Origin of the sequence: Romboutsia ilealis, from assembly GCF_900015215.1 — a bacterium.
Lineage (GTDB): Bacteria > Bacillota > Clostridia > Peptostreptococcales > Peptostreptococcaceae > Romboutsia > Romboutsia ilealis.
This window is the reverse complement of sequence record NZ_LN555523.1, coordinates 1734238-1758205: the sequence shown is the minus strand read 5'-3', so window position 1 is coordinate 1758205 and position 23968 is coordinate 1734238. Positions and strand designations below refer to the sequence as shown.

General features: G+C 25.2%; 25 protein-coding genes. 15 read left to right on the top strand and 10 right to left on the bottom strand.

Annotation, left to right across the window (positions count from 1 at the left end):
* Positions 1 to 18 precede the first annotated feature (18 nt).
* Entirely contained in the window at positions 19 to 1215 is a 1197-nt protein-coding gene (locus tag CRIB_RS08265; protein ID WP_180701915.1) for a pyridoxal phosphate-dependent aminotransferase, read from the bottom strand.
* A 205-nt stretch (positions 1216 to 1420) separates the two neighbouring features.
* Between CRIB_RS08265 and CRIB_RS08260 the strand changes: the two genes are divergently transcribed.
* The 3 genes from CRIB_RS08260 to CRIB_RS08250 all read left to right on the top strand — a co-directional run bounded on the left by CRIB_RS08260 (position 1421) and on the right by CRIB_RS08250 (position 3619).
* Positions 1421 to 2365, top strand: a complete 945-nt coding sequence (locus tag CRIB_RS08260; protein WP_180701914.1) for a galactose-1-phosphate uridylyltransferase — start codon at positions 1421 to 1423, stop codon at positions 2363 to 2365.
* Between the two features lie 68 nt (positions 2366 to 2433).
* Entirely contained in the window at positions 2434 to 3186 is a 753-nt protein-coding gene (locus CRIB_RS08255; RefSeq protein ID WP_180701913.1) for an exodeoxyribonuclease III, read from the top strand.
* A 106-nt stretch (positions 3187 to 3292) separates the two neighbouring features.
* The gene (locus tag CRIB_RS08250) at positions 3293 to 3619 is read left to right on the top strand and encodes a hypothetical protein (RefSeq protein WP_180701912.1); all 327 of its coding nucleotides are present in this window, start codon (positions 3293 to 3295) and stop codon (positions 3617 to 3619) included.
* A 27-nt stretch (positions 3620 to 3646) separates the two neighbouring features.
* Here CRIB_RS08250 and CRIB_RS08245 read toward each other — a convergent pair whose 3' ends face one another.
* Positions 3647 to 4423 (bottom strand): 3'-5' exonuclease, encoded by a 777-nt coding sequence (locus tag CRIB_RS08245; protein ID WP_180701911.1) that lies wholly within the window; start codon positions 4421 to 4423, stop codon positions 3647 to 3649.
* Positions 4424 to 4700: 277 nt separating this feature from the next.
* Here CRIB_RS08245 and CRIB_RS08240 point away from each other — a divergent pair, with 277 nt between their 5' ends.
* The 3 genes from CRIB_RS08240 to CRIB_RS08230 all read left to right on the top strand — a co-directional run bounded on the left by CRIB_RS08240 (position 4701) and on the right by CRIB_RS08230 (position 8868).
* Complete coding sequence (locus tag CRIB_RS08240; protein ID WP_180701910.1) at positions 4701 to 6599, top strand: type I glutamate--ammonia ligase; 1899 nt, start codon at positions 4701 to 4703, stop codon at positions 6597 to 6599.
* Between the two features lie 631 nt (positions 6600 to 7230).
* Positions 7231 to 8043, top strand: a complete 813-nt coding sequence (locus tag CRIB_RS08235) for a M23 family metallopeptidase (protein ID WP_180701909.1) — start codon at positions 7231 to 7233, stop codon at positions 8041 to 8043.
* Positions 8044 to 8178: 135 nt separating this feature from the next.
* The gene (locus CRIB_RS08230) at positions 8179 to 8868 is read left to right on the top strand and encodes a hypothetical protein (RefSeq protein WP_180701908.1); all 690 of its coding nucleotides are present in this window, start codon (positions 8179 to 8181) and stop codon (positions 8866 to 8868) included.
* Between the two features lie 7 nt (positions 8869 to 8875).
* Here CRIB_RS08230 and CRIB_RS08225 read toward each other — a convergent pair whose 3' ends face one another.
* Positions 8876 to 9997: an MGDG synthase family glycosyltransferase gene (locus CRIB_RS08225; RefSeq protein WP_180701907.1), complete on the bottom strand. Its 1122-nt coding sequence runs from the start codon at positions 9995 to 9997 to the stop codon at positions 8876 to 8878.
* Positions 9998 to 10141: 144 nt separating this feature from the next.
* Between CRIB_RS08225 and CRIB_RS08220 the strand changes: the two genes are divergently transcribed.
* From CRIB_RS08220 to CRIB_RS08205, 4 genes are all read left to right on the top strand, one after another.
* A complete protein-coding gene (locus CRIB_RS08220) occupies positions 10142 to 11470 on the top strand; it encodes a nucleoside recognition domain-containing protein (RefSeq protein ID WP_180701906.1) in 1329 nt (442 codons plus the stop codon).
* A gap of 17 nt (positions 11471 to 11487) precedes the next feature.
* The gene (locus CRIB_RS08215; RefSeq protein WP_180701905.1) at positions 11488 to 12522 is read left to right on the top strand and encodes a M42 family metallopeptidase; all 1035 of its coding nucleotides are present in this window, start codon (positions 11488 to 11490) and stop codon (positions 12520 to 12522) included.
* A gap of 76 nt (positions 12523 to 12598) precedes the next feature.
* Positions 12599 to 13156, top strand: coding sequence for a hypothetical protein (locus CRIB_RS08210; RefSeq protein ID WP_180701904.1), 558 nt, complete (start codon positions 12599 to 12601; stop codon positions 13154 to 13156).
* A gap of 161 nt (positions 13157 to 13317) precedes the next feature.
* Complete coding sequence (locus CRIB_RS08205) at positions 13318 to 14430, top strand: hypothetical protein (RefSeq protein ID WP_180701903.1); 1113 nt, start codon at positions 13318 to 13320, stop codon at positions 14428 to 14430.
* A gap of 67 nt (positions 14431 to 14497) precedes the next feature.
* Here the strand turns inward: CRIB_RS08205 and CRIB_RS08200 are convergent, their stop codons facing one another.
* Together CRIB_RS08200 and CRIB_RS08195 are read right to left on the bottom strand one after the other, a co-directional pair.
* On the bottom strand, positions 14498 to 14818 hold the full coding sequence (locus CRIB_RS08200; RefSeq protein ID WP_180701902.1) for a YlbF family regulator: 321 nt from the start codon (positions 14816 to 14818) through the stop codon (positions 14498 to 14500).
* A 212-nt stretch (positions 14819 to 15030) separates the two neighbouring features.
* Positions 15031 to 15849, bottom strand: a complete 819-nt coding sequence (locus CRIB_RS08195) for a pyridoxamine kinase (protein WP_243633499.1) — start codon at positions 15847 to 15849, stop codon at positions 15031 to 15033.
* 198 nt (positions 15850 to 16047) lie between these two features.
* Here CRIB_RS08195 and CRIB_RS08190 point away from each other — a divergent pair, with 198 nt between their 5' ends.
* The 3 genes from CRIB_RS08190 to CRIB_RS08180 all read left to right on the top strand — a co-directional run bounded on the left by CRIB_RS08190 (position 16048) and on the right by CRIB_RS08180 (position 18136).
* A complete protein-coding gene (locus CRIB_RS08190) occupies positions 16048 to 17193 on the top strand; it encodes an amidase domain-containing protein (protein WP_330404851.1) in 1146 nt (381 codons plus the stop codon).
* A 120-nt stretch (positions 17194 to 17313) separates the two neighbouring features.
* Positions 17314 to 17514 carry a cold-shock protein gene (locus tag CRIB_RS08185; protein ID WP_071119823.1) on the top strand — a complete coding sequence of 67 codons (201 nt, stop codon included), beginning with the start codon at positions 17314 to 17316 and terminating at the stop codon, positions 17512 to 17514.
* Between the two features lie 217 nt (positions 17515 to 17731).
* Positions 17732 to 18136, top strand: a complete 405-nt coding sequence (locus CRIB_RS08180) for a CBS domain-containing protein (protein WP_180701899.1) — start codon at positions 17732 to 17734, stop codon at positions 18134 to 18136.
* A gap of 22 nt (positions 18137 to 18158) precedes the next feature.
* On the opposite strand, the gene CRIB_RS08175 is transcribed toward CRIB_RS08180, so the two are convergent.
* On the bottom strand, positions 18159 to 18914 hold the full coding sequence (locus tag CRIB_RS08175) for a peptidylprolyl isomerase (RefSeq protein WP_180701898.1): 756 nt from the start codon (positions 18912 to 18914) through the stop codon (positions 18159 to 18161).
* 680 nt (positions 18915 to 19594) lie between these two features.
* Between CRIB_RS08175 and CRIB_RS08170 the strand changes: the two genes are divergently transcribed.
* Complete coding sequence (locus CRIB_RS08170) at positions 19595 to 19852, top strand: TIGR03905 family TSCPD domain-containing protein (RefSeq protein WP_180701897.1); 258 nt, start codon at positions 19595 to 19597, stop codon at positions 19850 to 19852.
* A gap of 26 nt (positions 19853 to 19878) precedes the next feature.
* Here the strand turns inward: CRIB_RS08170 and CRIB_RS08165 are convergent, their stop codons facing one another.
* Together CRIB_RS08165 and CRIB_RS08160 are read right to left on the bottom strand one after the other, a co-directional pair.
* On the bottom strand, positions 19879 to 20334 hold the full coding sequence (locus tag CRIB_RS08165; RefSeq protein WP_180701896.1) for a hypothetical protein: 456 nt from the start codon (positions 20332 to 20334) through the stop codon (positions 19879 to 19881).
* 230 nt (positions 20335 to 20564) lie between these two features.
* Positions 20565 to 20912 carry a RidA family protein gene (locus CRIB_RS08160; protein ID WP_180701895.1) on the bottom strand — a complete coding sequence of 116 codons (348 nt, stop codon included), beginning with the start codon at positions 20910 to 20912 and terminating at the stop codon, positions 20565 to 20567.
* Positions 20913 to 21149: 237 nt separating this feature from the next.
* On the opposite strand from CRIB_RS08160, the gene CRIB_RS08155 reads away from it, so the two are divergent.
* Positions 21150 to 21740 carry a DUF3867 domain-containing protein gene (locus tag CRIB_RS08155; RefSeq protein WP_180701894.1) on the top strand — a complete coding sequence of 197 codons (591 nt, stop codon included), beginning with the start codon at positions 21150 to 21152 and terminating at the stop codon, positions 21738 to 21740.
* Positions 21741 to 21783: 43 nt separating this feature from the next.
* Here CRIB_RS08155 and CRIB_RS08150 read toward each other — a convergent pair whose 3' ends face one another.
* Both CRIB_RS08150 and CRIB_RS08145 read right to left on the bottom strand, forming a co-directional pair.
* Positions 21784 to 22419 (bottom strand): isochorismatase family cysteine hydrolase, encoded by a 636-nt coding sequence (locus CRIB_RS08150; RefSeq protein ID WP_180701893.1) that lies wholly within the window; start codon positions 22417 to 22419, stop codon positions 21784 to 21786.
* A gap of 119 nt (positions 22420 to 22538) precedes the next feature.
* Positions 22539 to 23921, bottom strand: a complete 1383-nt coding sequence (locus CRIB_RS08145; protein WP_243633497.1) for a YjiH family protein — start codon at positions 23919 to 23921, stop codon at positions 22539 to 22541.
* Positions 23922 to 23968: the final 47 nt, after the last annotated feature.

The window sequence follows — 23968 nt, the reverse complement described above, 5'->3', positions numbered from 1 at the left end:
ATTATTTTGAAATTTTATTTATTTTTTTAGCTCTAAATATTTTTCTAAACCTTCTTTTAATATTATAGCAGCTTTATGAAGGTCATCTTCATTCAATACATATGAAAGTCTTATTTCATTTCTTCCAAGTCCAGGGGTAGCATAGAAATCTTTAGCAGGACATGCCATAACGGTTTCTCCATCTTTATTAAAATCAGTAAGCATCCATATAACAAAATCTTCAGCATTTTCAACTGGTAATTTTGCAATGATGTAAAATGCTCCAGTTGGTTTTTTACAAATAACTCCTTTGATTTTAATTAATTCATTATATAAAACATCTCTTCTATTTTTATACTCATTATTAACATCCATAAAATAAGATAATGGAGTATTATATAATTCAACAGAACCTATTTGATTTAATGTAGAAACACAGAGTCTACCTTGGCATAATTTTAATATTTCAGCAATAAGAGTTTTATTTTTAGAGGCGATAGATCCGATTCTTGCACCGCAAGCGCTATATTTTTTAGATACACTGTCTATTATTATAACTCTATCTTCGACTTCTTTTATACTTCCAAAGCTTGTATACTCAAGTCCATCATAAACAAATTCTCTATATACTTCATCAGATATTATCCATAAATCATTTTCTTTAGCTATTTCTGAAATCATGTAAAGTTCTTTTTTTGTATATACGGTACCAGTTGGATTACCGGGATTAGAAAGTAGTATTGCTTTAGTTTTAGGATTGATTAAAGATTGAATTTTTTCTTTGTTAGGTAGATGGAAACCATCTTCAGCTTTAGTTGTAATAGGTATGATATGAACATTTAAAGATCGGCTAAATATATTATAGTTACTGTAAAATGGTTCGGGAACTAATATGTTTTCTTTAGGGTCGCAAGTTGCCATAAGTGAGAATAATAATGCTTCACTACCTCCGTTAGTTATTAATATTTCATCAGATTCGAAATGCATTTTATATATAGTGTAATATTGTTGAAGCGAAGATATTAACTCAGGAAGTCCTGGGGAATCTATATATTTTAAAACTTCACTATCAAATTTTTTTACTTCATCAAAAAAGCCTTTAGGAGTCTTGATATCTGGCTGACCTATATTTAAATGATAAATTTTAATTCCGTTATCTTTAGCTATATTAGCTAAAGGAGCTAACTTTCTAATTGGAGAAGATTGTATAGTAGTTATTCTCTCTGAATATTTCATAAAAAACCCCCTTAATATATATACATAAGTATACATATTTATTTAACTTAAGATTATCATAACATGGTTAAAATCAAAAATCATTAATATAAAATACATAACTTATTTTACTTATATAAAAAATAAGTTATGAATAAATACCGTAAAAGTTATTATTAAACAAAAGTAGGTGATATGGTAAAATAATAACGAAGAGGTGCTGAGTATGAAAGAGATAAGAATAGATGATATAAATAATGATATAGTAATTTTTGCAAAAGATAGAGCTAAAAGGCCTATGGATAAAGTTATTAGTGAAAATGAGGAAGAAATAATAGATGAATATAATAAAGACTGTCCATTTTGTAGAGGTAATGAACATTATACACCAGAGTCAAGATTTAAGATAGAAGATGAAAATGGTTGGACAGTAAGGTCTACAGATAATAAATTTCCGATAGTAGATAAATTTCAAGAAAATATATATGGAAGTCACGAAGTGATGATAGATACTTATAGACACAATGGAAATTTTTATAATATGAATGAAGATGAATTTTATAATATGCTTTTAATGTATAGAGATAGGTACTCAAATCTTATAAAAGATGAAAAGGTACAATATGTAAGTATATTTAAAAATTATTTAAGAAAAGCAGGAGCATCTTTAAATCATCCTCATTCTCAGATAGTTTCCATATCGATAATACCTCCTGATATAGAAAGAGAGCTTTATATATCAAAACAGTATTATATAGAAAATAAAAGATACTTATATGATGATATTATAAACGAAGAAATAAGAGAAAAAGATAGAGTTATAAATAACAGTGAAAGATTTTTAACAGTAGTGCCAAGGTCAACAAAGTATACAGGAGAGATTAGAATTTTATTCAAAAAAAGTATAAGATTTGAAAATACATGTAATGAAGATATAAAAGAATTATCTAAAATATTAAAAAACTTATTTTCGAATTTATTTAAAGTAAATGGAAACTCACCATTTAATATATTTATACATTCTCATCCTAAGAATATTAAAAGTGATTATTTTAATGTACATATACATATAATTCCTAGACAGCATAGCTTTGGAGGATTTGAACTAGGTACTGGCTTATATGTATCTTCAATAGAGCCTAAAGAGATAGCTGATAAAATAAAATTTTAATATGTGTTAAAATATTTATGATTAAGGGTAATATAATAATATCAATATACAACAATTTGGAGGACAATATGAAATTTATATCATGGAATGTAAATGGGATAAGAGCCTGTGTTACTAAAGGATTTTTAGACTATTTTAAAGAAGTTGATGCAGATATATTTTGTTTGCAAGAAACTAAACTTCAAGAAGGTCAAATAGATTTAAATTTAGAAGGATACTATGAATATTGGAACTATGCACAAAAGAAGGGATATTCTGGTACAGCTATATTTACTAAGAAAAAGCCTATAAGTGTAGCATATGGAATAGATATAGAGGAACATGACAATGAAGGTAGAGTTATAACATTAGAATTTGAAGATTTCTATTTTATAACAGTATATACACCAAATTCTCAAAGTGAATTAAAAAGACTTGATTATAGGATGAAATGGGAAGATGATTTTAGAGAGTACTTAAAAAAATTAGATAGTATAAAGCCTGTAATAGTTTGTGGTGACCTAAATGTAGCTCACAAAGAAATAGACTTAAAAAATCCTAAAACAAATAGAAAAAATGCAGGATTTACAGATGAAGAGAGAGAAAAATTAACTATTCTATTAGATAATGGATTTATCGATACATACAGGCATTTTAATCCAGATAAAGAAGGTATATATTCTTGGTGGTCATATAGATTCAATGCAAGAAAAAATAATTCAGGATGGAGAATTGATTATTTCTTAGCATCTGAAAAATTAAAAGATAGATTGGTTAGTGCGGATATACATACTGAAATATTAGGATCAGATCACTGCCCCGTTGAATTAGTTTTAAAATAATATTAATTTATATCAGAATACCTAAAAATTAATAATAAAATATACTGAAGGATAATATAATATATAAAATGATTAAATATTTTATTATTAGGGGGTATATTTATTAATGAACTTATTAGATTTTAAAAATAAATTAATAAAAGGAAAAGAATTAGGTGGGGAAGTTGTATACATAAAAGAGGACAACCTTTTATATGGTATAGAATCAATATATAAAAATCATGAAATTAATAGTATATCTTTATTGAAGTCAGAGCAAAACTCAATAAAAGTACATGATCTTATAGAATTTTTAGAAAGAGAATGTGATGATTTTTGTGAGGGTGATGTATATATAGGAAGTACTATACACTCTCGAGAAGATAATAAAGGAATTGTAAGTGTAGAGTTTGCACAATATGAAGCTATAAAGATGATATTTATAAACATATAATTAAAAAAAGATAGACAATGAATTTGTCTATCTTTTTTTATATATGGTTGATTCAGTTAAAAACTGGTTGGTTTTCCCCATCTTATAGGCTAAATCTATTATTTTTTTTTCTTCTTTGGTTAAATCTCTTTGAAGAATTTTAGCAAATTCAGCAAATAGCTTATCATAATTAATTTGCTTTTTATTATTTCTTTTTGATGAAGATGATTTGACAGTAGTATACATATAAACATCAGGTACTATACTTGGATTATAAATTCTTATAAATACTTGAGCTGTATAATAAGCATCATTTAAAGCATTATGATAAGATTTATCCTGGTCTAAATTTAATATTTGTATAGCATTTTGAAGACCGATACTTTTGCCAGCTGGATTATTAAAGTATATAGATGCATAGTGTTGAATATTTATATATGATTTTGTAAGAGTTTTATAAGGTAAATCATAATAAGCTATATTTCTAAATAACTCTTTTAAATCTCCAGTCCCCCACACACAAAGAACTGTATTTTTCTTTGAAGATACAAATTTTTTAAAATCTTTATATACTTGAGGAAATGAAGGTGCATCTATAACATCTTCAGATTTTATTCCAGTCATTTTGCCTACAAAAGGATGAATAGATTTATATAGCTGTGGTTTAACATAGCTATTAAAAGTATCTATTATATTAAAATGAGAATCTAATTTTATAGCGCCTATTTGAATTATTTCAAAGGGACATTTTTCATTAGATACTGTTTTATTAAGAGCTTTATCAAATCCTTGATTAAACTCTAAATCGAAAACTACATATTCCATAATAATTCTCTCCTAAATTAAGTAACTAATATATTAAATTTATATTACAAAAAGTATATAATTAATAACTATATTGTTTAGTATACCAAAATATTTTTGTATTTTTAGTATACCCTATATTTATATAAAAGTTAAACTTTTAAATATAAGTATTTATATAAAATAAAAATATTGCGAACTTTATATATCTAATATATAATGAGTATAAATAAAAACACGAATTAAAATATTAAAATAATAAAAAAAATACGATATTATAAATTAGGGGAGTGACAGTATGAAAGGTTTATTATATACGGTAGAAAAAGAAAAACATAATGAAAAAGATTTAAAAGAAATCTTAAAGTCAAATCCACAAATAAAATTTGTATCACTTATGGGTATAGATTTAGGTGGAAATGCAACTGATGAAAAAATACCTGTAGAGTTATTCTTAGAAGATATAAATGACTTTTTAGAATCAGCAGTTCAAACAGATGGTTCAAGTGTTGAACTTTACAATATAGCTACTTTAAATAATGCAAAAGTAGATCTAAAGCCAGATTCAGATTGTAAGTGGTATGTAGATTATAATATGGAACATATAGATAGTGAATTAAATTTACCAATAGGTACTCTTAGAATACCAGCATTTTTAATACATGATAATAAGAAAGTATGTTCAAGAGGGGTTTTACAAAGAGCAGAAAAGTATTTTAAGACATCATTATTTGAAATATTTGAAAAATATCCTCATGTTATAAATAACATAGGAATAGATAGTGTATCAGATATAGAAGATATAATATTAACATCAGCTACAGAGTTAGAATTTTGGGTAAATACTCCAGAAGATAAAGCTGATTTAGAAAAGTTATATGTATCTCAAAGTTTAAAAGAGCAGTATTGGAAAAGAACTCATGGTATAATTAGAACTTGTTTAGAGAAAAGTTTAATTGCACTTCAAAATATAGGGGTAAATCCAGAAATGGCTCATAAGGAAGTTGGAGGAATAAACAGTTCTATAAGTATAGATGGGAAGACTAATCACGCTATGGAACAGCTAGAAATATCATGGAAATTTTCATCTCCTCTTCAAGCTGCAGATAGTGAATTAATAGTAAGAGAAGTTATAGAAGATATATTTACATCAAATGGATTAGAAGTTACATTCAAAGCTAAACCAATACATGGAGTTGCTGGTAGTGGAGGTCATACTCATGTTGGTGCTAGTGCAAAGCTTAAGAACGGAAAAATAGTAAATATATTTGCACCAAAAGATATGAAAAATGATTATTTAAGTGAGTTAGGATATGGAGCGCTTATGGGATTACTTCGTAACTATGAAGTATTAAATCCATTTGTAACATCTACAAATGATGGATTTAATAGACTAGTTCCTGGATTTGAAGCACCTGTTTGTACAGTAACTTCATTAGGTCATAGTTATGAAGTACCATCAAGAAATAGATCAGTACTTGTAGGATTAATTAGGGACATAAAAAATCCTAAAACTGTAAGATTTGAATTAAGATCACCAAATCCATTATCAAATACATATTTAGTTTTAGCTGGATGTTATCAAGTTATGTTAGATGGTATAAAGGCTAGTGCGCAAAGTAAATTATCAACTAAAGACCTTGAAAAAGAATTGAGCAAGGGACTAGGGGAAGACGGGTTCTATTTAGAAAGAGATAGAATGTATAGAGATGAAAATGATGTATTTGAGCACTATACTATGGAAGAAAGAAATGAAAGATTCTCAGTTCCACCAGCGACAGTTTACGAAAATATGCAAAATCTTGAAAAGTATAAAAATAAGTTAGAATCCTTAAAACAAGGGAATGTATTTACAGAGGCGATAATAGAATCATTTAAGGTTGGGGCTATAAAGAAATGGAAAAAAGAATTAAGTAATAGGATAATTGATGATGCTATGGATAGCATAAGAAGTTATTCAAAATTACATGAAAAAGAAAATATGGATGCTTTAGATGAAGTTATGTGGAATTCTATAGCTGATATAAAGTTTAATGTAATGAAAGATACATTAACAAGAAAATCTTTATTTACTCAAATAAAGGAAGCATTAGAAGCTAAAGATTATGCGAAAGCTTCAAATTTACAATTAGAATTAAAAGCTAACATGGAAGAAATACAACAATTATACGTAAAATATAAGAAAAATATATATTAAGCAACAAAAAGAGAAGAGGACACTCATATAAGGAGGAGTCCTCTTTTTTATACTGCAAAAATAAAATTTTAATTAAAGATATATTAGAGATGATATCTTTATATACAGTAATGGATAATTAAGGCAAATAAAAGTAAATAAGAAAGAATCTTTAATATATAGCTATTATTAGAACCTCTAGAGCTAAAGAAAGTTAATTTAGCAATAATAAGTAATATAAAAAAAACTACATATCCTGTACTAAAAATAGGAGTATTAATGAATACACCTAATATATGAAATAGCGAGCTAATTAAAGCTAAAACTAATAATAAAAAATTGTATTTTGAGAAAAATGGTAATAGTTTATTTACGAACCTTCTTAAAGATTTGTTTTCAAAATAATAGTAAATATCTCTGAGTATATACATAAATGAATACAAACATATAGATGCTGAGGCTATAATACCAAATAATAAACTATAAATTTTAACCATTATAAAACCTCCATAATTATATTAGTTACAAATAAAAATGTATTAATAATATATAATATTTAAATTTGAAGAATATGTTAGTACAAAAAAATTATGTAATAAAATTAAAAAAATATGTCAATATTAATAAATGGTTAAAAAAGGAGTGAAAAAATATGAAAAAATATATAAGTTTTTTAATAGTATTCGTAAGTTTAGTTTTAGGATTTTCTATTTGTAAAAAAGATGATTTTAATGTATATGCTATTGAAGTAGAAAATAAGATAGACTTACTAATTGAAAATAAAGAGATTCAAAAAAAATTAAGCTTAGAAATTGAAAATTTACAAAATGAAATTAATTTAATAGAAGAAAGTGAAAATAACAATAATAATCAGGTAGAAGTTGTAACTGTAAGCTTTATACAAGAAAGTATCGCATCAAAAGAGTACATAGAAGAAACTGAGTTAGAAAGTTTAGTAAAAAAGAAATCTGAATTAGTAGATAAGTTACAAGACTATACTATAGAAAGTATTAAATTAGAAAAGCAAATAGAAGAAGAAAAAAAAGAAGAACTTAGTTTAAATAATACTGAATATTTAAAAGGACTATGGCCAGTTAAATCATATAAAGAAATAAGTTCTCCCTTTGGAGACAGGATTCATCCGATTACAGGTAAACAGAGTTTCCATAAAGGTATAGATATACCAGCCCCACAAGATACAGATATAATATCTTGTGATGATGGTATAGTTTCATTCTCAGGAGTAATGAATGGATATGGGAATGTAATTAAAATAAAACACTTTGATGGAAAAGAAACTTTATATGCACATAATAATTCAAATATAGTAGAAGAAGGGGATATAGTTAAAGCCGGACAAGTTATTGCAAAAGTAGGTACGACTGGAAATTCGACAGGAAATCACCTTCATTTTGAAACTATAATAAATAATGAAAATATAAATCCAATAAATGTTGTAAACTAGATTACAAGTCGAAAAAATAAATATTCTAGGGTAAGTTAATCTACTCACAAAATAAAGTTTAAGAGGATTTAGTTTATAAAAGTAGAATTATATAAATGATTTATTTAGACAATAATTTAAAGGGGGGGAGGATGCTTGAAAAATAAGCTATTATATGATTCTATAGTATATATAATATCTCCAGTAATATTATTTTCATTTGCAAATTATAATATAATTAGATACTTGTTATTAGCTTTAGTATTTATTTTGAGTATTTATACTATAATAACTAAAAAAAAGGAATCTAGAATTAGTGTAAGTGGGATTATATTTTCTACTACATATATTTTAATGTTTTTATTTAGACGAAAAGTACAATTGGGTTTTGATATGTATATATATGATACATGCTTGATGATAGTATTGACCCTAATTATTGTGTTGCCACTAATATTAAATAAAAATATATTTAGACAGATATATATAGATATAAGAAGATGTAATAATGAAAATAATTTAAGAGTATTTAATAATATAAAAAAATTTAATTTAACATATGATTTTAGAAATTTATCTTTATTATTTACAATGCATTTAGTAATCTTAATATTTATAAGAGTATTTTCAATATATATATTTGGATTTGAAAGTTATGAAAAGAATTATATGATACAAGTAGCACTTAATATAGTATTTATCTTAGGGGAAATGTATATGGTGTCTAAACTTATGTCTAAGTTAAAGACTAATACAACAACAAAAAAGGAAATAGTTGAAACAAAAAAATCATTCATAAATGGAATAGTAATAGATATAGAACAATATAAAAATATGAATAAATAACAAGAGTTTAGCTCTTGTTATTTATTATTTCAGATATATATTCACAGATTTTATCCGGATGTATTGATTTTCTAAATTCACTCATATTATCTTTCATAAAAACTATTAATGGTTCAAATTTCTCATCAACTATTTTAGTAAATATATCTTCTAAATCTTTTTCATCATTATAAATTAGACCAATTCCTTTATCGATTATGAATTTCGCATTTTCTATTTCTTGACCTACTTTAGGAGATTTAACTATAACAGGCGTATTAGCATATATAGCCTCGAATAAAGTAGCACCTCCAGGTTTTGTTATTATCAAGTCACTTTCTTCTAATAGTTCATACATGTTATTTATAAAGCCTAAAACTTTAATGTTATTAAGTGGCTTTTTTTCTGTAAGATTGCTATATAATTTAGAGTTACTACCTGTAACTATTGTAATCTCTAAATTTTCTTTATAATTTTCAATAAAGTTATCTATCCAATACATAAACTCTTCGCTTACATCAAATAAACCTCTACCACCACCTAGTAATAATAATTTATATTTTCCTGAGGTTATATCTTTGCTATTAACATTAAAGTTTTTACTGATTGGTACGCCAGTTACTTTGATTTTACTAGGATGTATACCTTTTTGCACAAATCTATTTTTTATTTCGCACGAAGGAACAAAGTACATATCTGTATTAGGGTAAACCCATTCTAAACTATCTACAACATCGGTTATAACAGTTAATGTAGGGATATTTATATGATTGTACTTTTCTTTAAAATTATAGACACAAGCAGCCGCAAGTGGGAATGTAGATATAATTAAATCAGGATTAACTTTAAGTATGTATTCTATAAGTTTAGGTGTATATAATTTATGTGATATATCATGTCTAGGGTCAAAAGATTTTTTAAAATAATAATAGTAATTGTATAATCCAGGTGTATACTTAGTATTATTTTCATAAAATTTAACCATAGGCTTATTCATAATAGGCAGGCTAGCATCTATAAAATTTTCAATAAGTATATTTGAATCACTATATTTTTCAAGAATATAATCCTTTATAGCCTTTGCAGCGCTTATATGACCTGCTCCAAATTGAGCGGTAAGGATTAATATTGTTTTATTATTAATGCTCATTGACCATTCTCCTTAAATTTTTAAATATGTTAATTTATAGTATTATACCGCTACAGAAGGTTTTAAGCAATAGTAATGAAAGTTATTATTAAAATAAAGGAAATATTTATTTAAGGTTGAAAAATATATTAAGAGGTGGGGTGTATGGAGAATATATCTAAAGAGATTGAATCAAAAGATATAAAAATGAAAAATTTTTTTGAGATAGTGAAGATTGTAATCTATTCTACAATAGGGATAATAATATTTTTTATACCTGTTACTGTAGATAATCAGACGAAAACTATACTACATCATATTGCATATAGACTACAAGTAAATTATAGAGGTTTGTTGCAACTTTGCACAATAATATATATAACAATAGGAATTATTAAATCGTTATTAGTAAACCATAAAAGTAATTTAAAGAAAATATATTCATACTTTAGCATCTTTAGTATATTTATAGTAATAAATATATTTTATGATAAATACTCAATAGTATTATTAGATGATAATATATCTTTAATACTAGAGGAAACTATATTAAATTTAATTACATTATTGCCGTTAAGTGCTATATTTATAACATTTATATTAGATTTCGGTCTTTTAGATATAGTAGAGGCATATTGTCATAAATCAATGAAAAAATTATTCAATTTAAGTGGTAAAAGCGTATTAAATATAATTATGTATATATTTAATGATTATTTTTGTGGTTATTTTATGACCAACCTATTGTATAAGAAAGGGAGAATAAGACAAAGGGAAGCGTGTACTATATTATTAAACTTTTCTATAGCTTCAATTTCAATTAGTAATTATATATCAGAAGAACTTAATCTAAACAAGATAAACTTTTTTATTTTATCTATTTTTATATTATTTTTAGTCAATACTATATTATGCAGAATGTACCCAATAAATAAAAAGAAAAAATCATACTATATAAAGACGAGTTACAAAGAGTCATATTTTAAAAATGATAAATTAATCAATTCTATAAAAAAGCATATTCAGAATAAAGAAGATATAAACGTATTTAAATCCATAATAAGAAATTTTGAAGAATCAATACATATAATAATTAGCGTAATTCCTAATTTAGTACTAATAATGTATTTAGGAAATATAATAATAAATAATATGGATATTGTATATAATTTAAAATTTATTTTTTCTTATATTTTAGAGATCTTAAGATTTAATAATATAGATGAAATAAGTAGATTTTTAATAAATGGATTTTTTAATGATGTAATAGCAATAGACTTATTAAACAAAAATATAGGATATACAAGTAAATTATTAATAGGAATAATATGCGTATTAAAATGTACAAGTATCACTACTAATATTTTATATTTACAAATTACTAATATTCCTATAAATAAAATAGAATTTTTAGCTTCATATATACTAAGAATAATATTAATCCTACTCATATCATATATAATATTTTATTTATACAATATATATACTATTTAAAAATAGAGGAGAAGAATATGGAAAATAATTATTTTGATTCAAAAATATTAGAAGAAATTTTAAATATTCCAAGTCCAACAGGATATACAAAAAATATGTTAAATTACCTACAGAAAGAATTAGATAATATGAATTTAGAATATAAAATATCTAATAAAGGAGCTTTACTTGCAACTATTAAAGGAAAAGATTCAAATAAAAGTATAACATTTTCAGCACATATAGATACATTAGGAGCAATAGTATCACAAGTAAAGTCAAATTCGCGTTTATCTATTAACCAAATAGGTGGATATATGATGAACTCAGTAGAAGGAGAAAATGTAATTATTCATACGAGAAATGGTAAGAAATATGAGGGAACTTTGCAAACTATAAAGCCTTCTATTCATATTGATGGAAATGATGCTAAGGATTTAAAGAGGGATTGTAAAAATTATGAAATAGTGATAGATGAACAAGTAAGTGAACCTCAAGATGTGTATAATTTAGGAATAGAAGTAGGTAATATAGTATCATTTGATACTAGAACAAGGATAACTAAATCAGGTTTTATAAAATCAAGATATTTAGATGATAAGGCATCTGTAGCAGCCATATTGCATGTCATAAGATACATAAAATTAAATGATATAAAACCTAAATGTGATATAAATTTTTTATTCAGTAATTATGAAGAAGTTGGTCATGGTGCATCAAGCTTTATTCCAGACAATACGGTAGAATTTATAGCAGTAGATATGGGATGTCCAGGGGAAAATCAAAATTCATCTGAGTATGATGTTTGTATATGTACGAAAGATTCAAATGGGCCTTATGATTATGAATTAATAAATAAACTTGTAGATACATGTAAGGAAAATAATATCAATTATAAATTAGATATATATCCAAATTATGGGTCAGATGCAACTGCAGCATTAAAAGCTGGCATGGATGCTAGATTTGCTTTAATTGGTCCAGGGATTTTTGCATCACATGGGTACGAAAGAACGCATATAAGTTCTATAATAGAAACTGAAAAGCTAATAATAAGTTATATAAAATCATAGATTAATTAAATTTTTAGAAAAAAAATATAGATTATGATATAATGATATTAAAAGTTAAGGCAAAAGAGGTATTCTAATGTATAAATTAACTATAATATTATTTATAATTTTTTTAACTTTGTTTAATACAGCATGTACTTCATACAATGGAGTAAAGGAAAGTAGTTCTATTAAAATCAATTCTCATTCGATGATTAATGAAGAAGTTAAACTAGAGGAAAAGCCAATTCAAAATAAACAAGCTAAGAAGAGACCTGATACAGTAGAAATACCTATAACTTTAATGCAAGATTATATAAAAAAAGATAAGAAAGTTAAATATTTACAAATTGAAGCAAATGCAACTTTAGAAGATAAGATTAATAAAGTAGTAAGTGTTGTTTCTAGTGAGTGCTTTAGTAATCTTCCTATGAAGGTTAAAATTTATAGAAATGATATCGCAAAAATCGAGTTATTAGAGTTTGATGATAGTTTAAATAAAAGAGTATCTTGGAAAGAAGACTATTTAAATGAAGATATTAGAGAATATACATTAAAAGTTTTATTAGAAAATATACTTCAAGAAGAGTACAAAGGTCAATGGATAGAAAAAGTACAATTATATTATGAAGGTGAATTATTATCTTTAAATTAAATCAGTATTAGATATTAGTAAATATCTAATACTGATTTTTTAATTCATTATAATGCAAAATAATAGTAACCACATTTATATTCAATCATATAATTATATTAGGTAACATAAGTTTTTTCTTATGGGGGAAAAAAATACAGCAAAAGGAGTTTTGACTTATTATGAAAAAGAAAAAAAAATCATCATGCTCATGTATGCCTCAACAAGATGTGTGTAATGATTCATTATTAAATACATGTAAACCTAATAATACATGTAAACCTGTTAATAGTTGTAAAAAACCTGTAAAAAAATATATAGAACCTATATGTAATGATTGTGAAGTAAAATTTGTGGATACATGTGCAGATTTAGCTTCAAAAGCTGAAGAGTTATTTGAAAAAGCATTAGAACATCAATGTGCAGCAGAAGAAACATTAGAGCAGGCTAAAGAATGTGAAGAATCAGCAAAAGTGTTAGCAGCAGATGCTCAAAACTTAATGAAGAAAGCTAAAAATGCAGAAAAAGAATCTAAAGCAGCAAAATGCAAAGCTGAACAATTACTAGAAAAGTCAGAAAATCTTTGCCAAGAAGCTAAATGTTTATATAAACAAGCTGAAGCGACTCAAGCACAAGCACAAGAGAATTGTGAACAAGCTAAATGTTTATATGAAAAAGCTCAAGTTCATAATGAAAAAGCTAAAGAATTATATTGTCAGGCTATGAAATGTGATGAGAAAGCATTACAATGCTATAAAAATGCTGGAGAAAAAATCAAAGAATATGAAGCAAAATCTAATAAATGTGAAGATATGATCAATAAATGTAATATGAAATTAAATCAATGTAATCAGAAAGAAACAAAATGTAATGAGCCAATGCCTAAATATGTTAAAATGGATAAATGTAAACCAAGCTGTAATAAAAATTATGAAGAATATAACTGTGGATGTAAATTTACTAACAAAAAAGAAAATGATGCAAAATGCAATATGAATAATAAGAAAAAAATGAAAGATATGTGCAATATGAATTACATGAAAGACGAGGATGAAATAATATATATAGATAATGAAGATTTATGTATGAATGATTGTCCAACTTATGTAAGCCCTATGTATGATATGTATCAAATGCAATGTATGGGAGATTTCGCTCAACAATATCCATCATTAGATATGCCATATATGAATTGTTATATGGATCAATATCAAGATGTAAATGATATGTGGATGAATTACTATATGATGATGCAAAATATGATGCAAAGTATGATGAAACCAAGGGATCTATAGTAAATTAAAGAATGCCTATTATAGGCATTCTTTTTTTAGAGATATATTAAGTTATTTCTATTAGTAGCTACTTTAACAGTTCTTTTTCTATTAATTTATAGAAATTTTCCATCATATTATTAAATTCTTTTGTTTTTTGTATATAATTTGATACCATAGGTAAATTAAAAAAATCGTTATAATCTCTATTTAATTGATTAACCTTTTTAGAAGCATCTTCTAACGAGTAATTTGAATATAGGTTATTTTTTTTATTAATATACATATCAAATTGCCTTTTTAAGTTTCTGTTTTTATCTAATTCCAATTTGCTTTTATTCATAGCTTTGAATTCATCTGTATTTTTTATAAATGATGCTACCTCTTTTGAGAATTGATTTATGTTCATATAACAGTCCTCCTTATAAAATTCTATATTATAGTTTATAATATTAAGGCTTGTAATAGACTATAATTAATATATAGAAATATAAATATACATAATTATATTTAAATGTTGATAAAAGTGTATCAAAACTAAGTTAAAATTAATAATATATATAGTATTAAATAAGACTTTGAAAGAAATATCATCGTGGAAAAGGAGGTCTTTATGACCTCCTAAATTTTTGTTAAATCGCTTAAAAACTGTTCAAATCTTATGCCATCGTTTCTATCATTATTAAACTTAGCACTATACTCAACTACTTTATATATATAATTAGTTGCAGTATTAACACAATATACTAAATCAAATCCTCTACATATCATAGCACAGAGTATAGAGGTAAATATGTCACCTGTTCCACTATAAGAGCAGTGATTATATTTTATAGATGTAAAAAATATTTCATCAGTAGTTTTATCGTATGCCATATTTGAAATACTATCTCCTTCTAGTATTCCAGTTATTATAACTTTGTCAGGCCCTAATTTAGAAATATCTTTAGCTATTTCTATAATTTCATTACGTGTAAAATCATGTTTAGTTATATCTCTTCCAGTCAAAAAGCATGCCTCTGTTAAGTTAGGAGTAGTTAAGTTAGATAATTTAACTAGCTCTTTAATTTTAAGACATGATTCTTCATTAAATATAGGATATAATGCTCCATTATCTCCCATTATTGGGTCTACAACAACAAAAGCATTAGGATTCTCTTTTATAAAATTAGAAACAATATCTATTTGAGCTATAGATCCTAAAAAGCCGCTATATATACAATCAAAATTTACATTTAAATCTTTCCATACTTTATAATAATTAGTCATTTCATTAGTTAAGTCTAAAAAGGTAAATTTAGGATAGCCTGTCTGACTAGAAAGTATAGATGTTGGAAAAGGACAGCACTGAATTTTTAATGCTGATATTATAGGTAAAGCAACTGATAATGAACATCTACCGATTCCTGACAAATCATTTATTGCAGCTATTTTTTTCAAATTATATAGCACCTCCGTAAATTCTAAAGAAATTATATGTAATTTATGTATATATATAATTATACAATATATATGTAAAAAATATAAACTAAATGAAAAATAGTTATTTATTTTATAAATTTATTTGGACATAATAATAGAAAATAAAAAAGAATTTATAATAGGCAATAGATGCACTATTTATCAGGAGGTGTGATTTTGAGTAGGTTTAAATCTAACAATAAATACATTAAAATTATAGTTATGTCTTTATGTTTAATTTTATTTTTAGGTTTGGGTTTAGTGGTATCAAAATTAAATTCAAGAGGAAGTGAAATAGAAGCTATAAAGATAGATGAAGATGATCAAATGAAACAGCAATATCAACTTCTTTTAGAGAATCTATTTGATTATAGAAATAAAGCAATATTAGAACAAAATGAAGAAATATTAAAGGAACTTTATGATATTGAGAAAAGGACAGGGCTTTGGGCCTATGAACATGAAGTAGAAAAAATGAAATATTTAAAAAATTGGTCTAGTAAGCAAGGGGTAACTTTTAACGAAATAAAGACTGAAGTAAAAATAAGAAAAGTAAAAGAAAAAGAAGATGATTTATATGGAATAATATGTAACGTTGCTACAGATTATAGCTATTCTTATGAAAATGAAAAAGATGTAAAAAATATATTTAGAATCGGTACAGAACATTATTTAAATGTAAAAATAAAAGATAATCAATATATCATAACTAAAGAATGGTATACAGATCCATTTGCAGATTCTTTAAATTTAGAAAATATTAAATCTGATGATATAAGAAGCTATATATTATCTCAGCAAAAACCTGATATTCAGTTGACACAAGAACAAGAAAAGGCTATAGATTATGCTCATAGATATTGCGGAGTTTCAACTGAAGATGAATATGAATTTAAGTTTAACAAAGAGTATAAAAATTTTAATCCAGACGGAGGCGATTGTGCAAACTTTGCATCTCAAATAATGTATGAGAGTGGAAGATTTAAGAAAAATTCTATATGGAATTATGATAACCGTAATGGAACGAAGGCTTGGGTGAATGCACAAGGATTTAAAAACTATATATTAAATAGTGGTAGAGGTAGTTTAATTAGTAAAGGTTCATATGAAGAGACATACAAAGAATCTTATAATTTAAGACCAGGGGATTTTGTGGCATATGAAAAGGGTGGAAGGATAACTCATGTATCTACTGTAACAGGAGTAGACTCTAAAGGATATCCTTTAGTAACTTGCCATAATACGGATAGACTACTAGTACCATGGGATTTAGGTTGGAGTAATAAAGCTATAAGGTTCCACTTAATAAGAGTTCATTACTAAATCTCAATATATGTTATAAATTAATTAATATTTGACAAAGATATATATGTATGATAAAGTAGTAATAAGGTTACAATATTTGTAGCTAAATAATTGTGTTTTTTTTAGGAGGATTTATCAATGAAAACTGGTGTAGTTAAATGGTTTAACAACGAAAAAGGATTTGGATTTATATCTGTAGAAGGTGAAGGAGATGTTTTCGTACATTTCTCAGCTATAACTGGTGAAGGATACAAGTCTTTAGAAGAAGGACAATCAGTTCAATTCGACGTAGTTGAAGGAGCTAAAGGTCCTCAAGCTGCTAACGTAGTTAGATTATAATCTAAAGTTCATATATATTAGTAATTCTAGTAATATGTGAAACACAGCCGCCTATAAGCGGCTTTTTTAATTTGAGTAAATTTTTATTTAAATATATTTAAATTTAAAAATAGCACTAAATATGTTAAAATTAAGTTAGAAAAGATATTTGAATATACCATATGGATTAAAAATTCAATTAGCATATATTATATATGAGTATATGGAGGTACAAATAGTGAATATATTATTTTTTTTAACACCAAAAAGTGAAGTGGCATACATATACGAAGACTACACAATGAGGCAAGCTTTAGAGAAGATGGAGTATCATAGATATTCATCTATTCCAATTATAAACAAAGATGGGAAGTATGTTGGGACAATTACTGAAGGGGACTTACTATGGACTTTAAAAAATGAATTTTCTCTAGATTTAAAATCTATAGAAGATGTCCCAATAACAGATGTTAAGAGAAGAAAAGATAATAGGCCTGTGTCTATAGATGCTAATATAGAAGACTTAATATCAAAGTCTATGAATCAAAATTTTGTTCCAGTTGTAGATGATAAAGATACATTTATAGGTATAATTAAAAGAAGAGATATTATTGAATATTGTTACGATAAAATAAAAGCCTAGTTATATAACTAGGCTTTTATTATTAATCATGGTATTTAACAGTATCGTTGTATTTAGATTTTAAGTTATTTAACTCTTTACTATAAGCTTCACTTTGCTTTTGATACATTAAACTTTTTTCTATTTCGTTTTTAACTTCTTCGTATTCAGATTCTCCACCAGCTTGTATATTTTCTAATTTTATTAAGTGATATCCGAATTGAGTTTTAACAGGTCCAGATACTTCACCGTTTTTCATATTGAATACAGCTTCTTCAAATTCTGGAACCATTTGACCTCTAGTGAAAGTACCTAAATCTCCACCAGCATCTTTAGATGGGCAAGTAGAGTGAGCTGATGCAGCAGCTTCAAAAGTCATTTCATTGTTATTTATTTTATTTAATATATCATTAGCTAATTCTTCTGAATCTACTAATATGTGCTTAGCAGATGCTGATTCAGGCTTGTTAAATTTAGCCTTATTAGCTTCAAAGAAAGCTTTCTTTTCTTCTTCAGTTAATGTAACATTAGATAAAACTTTGTTTATAGCGTATTGCTTTAACATATTTTCTTCAATTTTTTTCATTTCAGCTTTGAAATCTTCATCATTATGTAGTTGATCTTCTTTAGCTTGCATATAGAATAATTCTTGATTAACTAAATCTTCTAATAGATGTTTTTTACCTTCTTCAGTTTGAAAATGCATAGCTTGATATGGATCTAAGCTTTTTAAAGCACTTTCAACGTCTAAATTAGTTATTTCTTTTTCTCCAACTGTAGCTAAAACTTTTTTTTCCATAATAGTAACTCCTTTAGTTTATTAATATTATATTTTAATATAAATAATATCAGAAAAAAGCATATATGTCTAATATTTCCACTAAACTAAAAGTTATGTATTAATATCTAAATATTATAACTAAAAGTAACAAGGATGCGAGTATTCCTACAAGGCCTTCTTCTATTTTGTATTTAAATAGCTTAATATATGATAAATACAGATATATAAATACAAAAATCACTTTCAATGCTAGAAAGAATAGACTAGTAGGAAATAGTAATAAGCTAAATAATGTAAAAATAAATGCAGTTAGAGTACTTATTCTATAATATATAGTTATAGATTTTATATTATTATCCTTAAAAAATATGATAAGTGCTATGTAAATTAAAGTTACAATACAATATAATGTTACTAAAATAAATTTTATAAATGGATCAGAAACAAAAATTAATTCATACCCAATTATTGGCCAGAAAGAGAGAAATAAAAACTTAAAATAGTTATCTATGAACTTAGTATTTATCATTATAATATATCCTTTCATAGTTTTATTAGATAATAAATTTTATAGTATACAATATTAAAATTTATCAAATATGAAATATTAAATATTTTATATAATATATATTATTATATACGAAAATAATTAGTAGTAATACATTTTAAATTAAAATAATGATGTGAGGGTAGAGGATATGTACAGATATTATACAAAAGGTGTATGTTCAAAGTCTATTTTAATGGACATAGAAGGTGAGATATTAAAAGATGTTATATTTGAAGGTGGGTGTAGCGGTAATTTAATTGGTATAAAACATTTAATAGAAGGAAAATCGATAGATGAAATAATTAAAGAGTTTGAGGATATACCTTGTAAAAACAGAAGAACATCTTGTCCAGATCAGCTTGCTAAGGCTCTAAAAATTTATAAAAAATATGTTCTTAATAAATAAAAAAACTTCTACTTTTAAGTAGAAGTTTATTGTTTGTTAATTAATATAGCTATTTTAGCATCTGGGTTGTAACTAATTTGAACCATTTGATTTTTCTTAAGGTTTTCGAAATCTTCTCCACCATAAGCTATTTGTAATTTAACAGGAAGTTTTCCTTGTTTTATTATAGCAATGTATTCATTTTTACCTTTTTTCTCAAGATTGATTAAGTTACCTACATAAGGCTTAAAGTTTTGGTATTTTTTACTACTATTTTTTATGTAGAAATAAGTTCCAATAGCTATTAATATATTTACTACTAATGTAATCCAACCTGATGTTTTAGTGATTATTCCAGCTATTAATACAACAACCATTAAAATAATAGGAACTATAGCTTTCTTTAAAAGTAATTTTCCCATTATTTCATTAGCTTTTCTCTCTGGACCAGTCATTGTTTTTGATCTAGCGAAAGATTCTGCAAATTTGTTTGTGAATCCCATATTGTTCCTCCTAATCTTGATAATTACTTATTCATTATCGTTATTTTGATTAAAATTAAAAGAATCTTTGTATCTATTACTTATTATGTACAAGTTTTATATTAACATTTATATTTAATCAAATCAAAATATATTAATTATTTTATCATAAAATTATAAAAAAATAAATAAATCGCACAATAAAATATACTAAAATAGTAAGATAAAAATATCTTACTATTTTAGTAGTACTATTTAACTGCTGCAATGATGCTTATTTCAACTAATAAACATTCTCTAGCCATTTTAGCTTCAACACATGCTCTAGCAGGGGCAAATCCTCCTTCAACCCAAGCATCCCAAACTGAATTCATATCTTTAAAATCTGCATCGATATCTTTTAAGTATATAGTAGCTGATAATATATGGTTTTTATCAGAACCATATTGATTTAATAAATTTTCTATTTTAGATAAGATAGCGGCTGTTTGTTCTTTAACAGCACCTTCATCATGAGTTTGTCCACATAAATATAATGTATTGTTATGAAGAACAACCTTACTCATTCTCTCTGTAGTTTCAAATCTTTTAATTTCCATGTCTATAAACCTCCAAAAGTATATGTATAATTATATTATATATATAGTTAATAATCTATATATTTAGTTAAATTTAGTCATTAAAATATAAAATTTTAGCATAAAGACATAACTAAATTAAGAAATATAAAAAATAATAGAGTAAATAATAGTATTATTATAAAAATATATAAATCTAATTAATACAAGTATGATATAATTTTAAATAAGTAGAATTTTAGCTAGGAGGAATAAAACATGTCTGACGATAGAATAATTGATTTTAATGATTTAAAAAATAAAGTAAAAGATTCAGATGTTGATAAGTTTGAACAATATATATATAATTTATACTTCTCTGTCATGGATGGAAGTATGACTATGGCTGAATTTTCGAGAAAAATTTTTGATTACATGAAAGATAATAATATATCTCAAGAGAAATTTATGAATATACAAAAAAAATTCATGGAAAGATATGGGATGGATTCTGAGGAAGTAGAAAAGCAACTTAAAAGTTTTGGAATAGACCCTTCAATTGCAGGAATTAATAATATAGATTTAAATAATATAAGTAGTGAAAACTTAGAATCTATTAAAAAAAGTGCAGGATTTTATGAAAAGTATGGAAGTAAAATAACTCCTAAAAGTTGTATAACTACTTATATAAAAAATGATGTAAATGATATTGAAATAGTTATAGACCAAGAGAAGATTATGCTTCTTAGTAGTAAGAAAATAAATCTTATGGATGCAGAACTTAATGAATTTTTATTAGCATATAAAAATATGTTTAATAAAAAAATAAAAGTAGTATTATGTGAAAATTACACAGGATATGATTATTAATGAAAAATCCATCTCATGATAGCATCTGAGATGGATTTTTTTATTATTTTATTTCTTTAACAACTTCAATTCCATTTTGTATCATACTATTTAAAAATACTATATTTAATAATTCAGCAGGATGAACATTATCTATATTGTATGTATCGACTAAGTTTACTGGAACGATAATATGTTTATTTATATTGTTTTGATTAAAGTAAGATTTCAGAGTTATAGCTAATTGATATATGCATATATCAGTACAATCTCCGATGATAATTATATTATCTGTATTATCAAAATTTAAATTATCTAATGCAAAAAAACCATTAGTTGAATTTTTCTTAACAATTTTTATATTATCTATAGATTTAAGTTCATCAACTATTTCACACTCAATGGTATCTTCAATACAATGAGCGGGATAACTTAAAAGTTCTATAGATTCTTTTGTATGGTAATCTGTAAAAGCTATTATACTTCTTATGTCTTTTGATACCGATTTTGTAAATTTAACGATAGGATTTATAAGACTTTCTATTCTAGGAGAATAAAGAGCTCCCCCTTTTGCAAATCCATTATTAATATCAACTATAAATAAATCTGTATTATTTAAATTTAAATCAGATAAATTTATTGTAGGTAAATTATCTAAGTTATTTTTTAAAGAATTTAATTCATTTAGCAAATTATTCATCTATAAACACTCCCAATACATATTTTATTTAAAATTTTACATAATAAAATTTATAAAGTCAATACTTCTGTAAAGACAGAAGAAGTTATTTCTATATATATATAGAAATAACTTCTTAATTATAGGCTAAATATTAATTTTGCAACAATTGTTATTACAGGTAGTGATATTAATGTACGCACTATAAATAATATAAATAAGTCTTTTAATTTAAGTGGAATATCTGATTTTAATATAACTGCTCCAGTCTCAGTTAAGTATATTAATTGAGTTATAGACAATGTACCTATTATAAATTGTGTTATTTGGCTTATTTCATTTCCAGATACCATTATTGATGGTAAAAACATATCTGTAAATCCTACCAATACAGCAGGAGCAGCGGCTGTTGCATTAGGTATTCCTAATAATTTAAGTATAAATACTACTGGTATCGATATAATATTGAAAAATGGAGTAAATTCTGCAACTATTAAAGCTAGGGTACCCCAAGCCATAACAAGTGGTAAAAGTGCTAAATACATATCTATTACAGTTTTGCATCCATTTATCATAATATCTTTAAAAGATGGAGCAGTAGAAGCTCTATTTATTGCCTTTTTTAGACCAAAGCTAAATAGGTTAGTTCCTGATGGAACTAATTCTTCTTTTAAATGTTCAACATTGTTATATGTAGAATCTTTAAATTTATTTAACGGATATATACGAGGCATAATTAAAGCACAAACTAATGATGCAAGACATACTGTTAAATAAAATGGAACAAACATTGTCATAAATCCTAGTTGATCCGCTATAACTGTTGAGAACGGTAGAGAAACTAAAGAGAAACAAACCGAAATTATACATGCTTCTTTAGCTGTATAAAAACCTTGTTTATATTGGGTATCAGTAATCATGATTCCTAAAGTCCCATCTCCAAGCCAAGATGAAATTGCATCTATAGCAGCACGACCAGGAACTTTAAATAACTTATACATATACTTAGATATTAAAGTTCCAAGTAAATCCATAAGCCCAAAATCAACAACTAATGGTAATAAAAATCCAGATACTAAAAATATTGCAAGTAAACTAGGTAATAAACCAAGAACAACTTCACCAGTAAGTTCTGAATGTATAATTTCAGGTCCGACTTTAAATACAGTCATAAATATAAATAGTGCACCTAATAGTCTAAATGTCAGCCATAGTGGAGACACATTTAAAATATTATTTAGAAATTCATTTTTTATATTTATGAATTTACTAATAACTGACAATATAGCAGATGCAAGTATAACAACTAAAGCGATATTAATAAGATAGTCAGCAGCAATTATTTTTATTAATTCTGCTAAAAATCCGATTCCTATATTAATAGGAGATAAACCATCAAGTTTAAATAAATTACCATATGGAAGTGGTATTACAAATAATAATAGTCCAAGTAATGATGGTATTAAAAATTTAAATAAGTTCTTACTTTGGTTTTCATTTGTTGACATAATGTGTTTTTCCATAAACATTCCTCCCTTGTGTTGAATATTAGTAAAAATTTATAATAAAA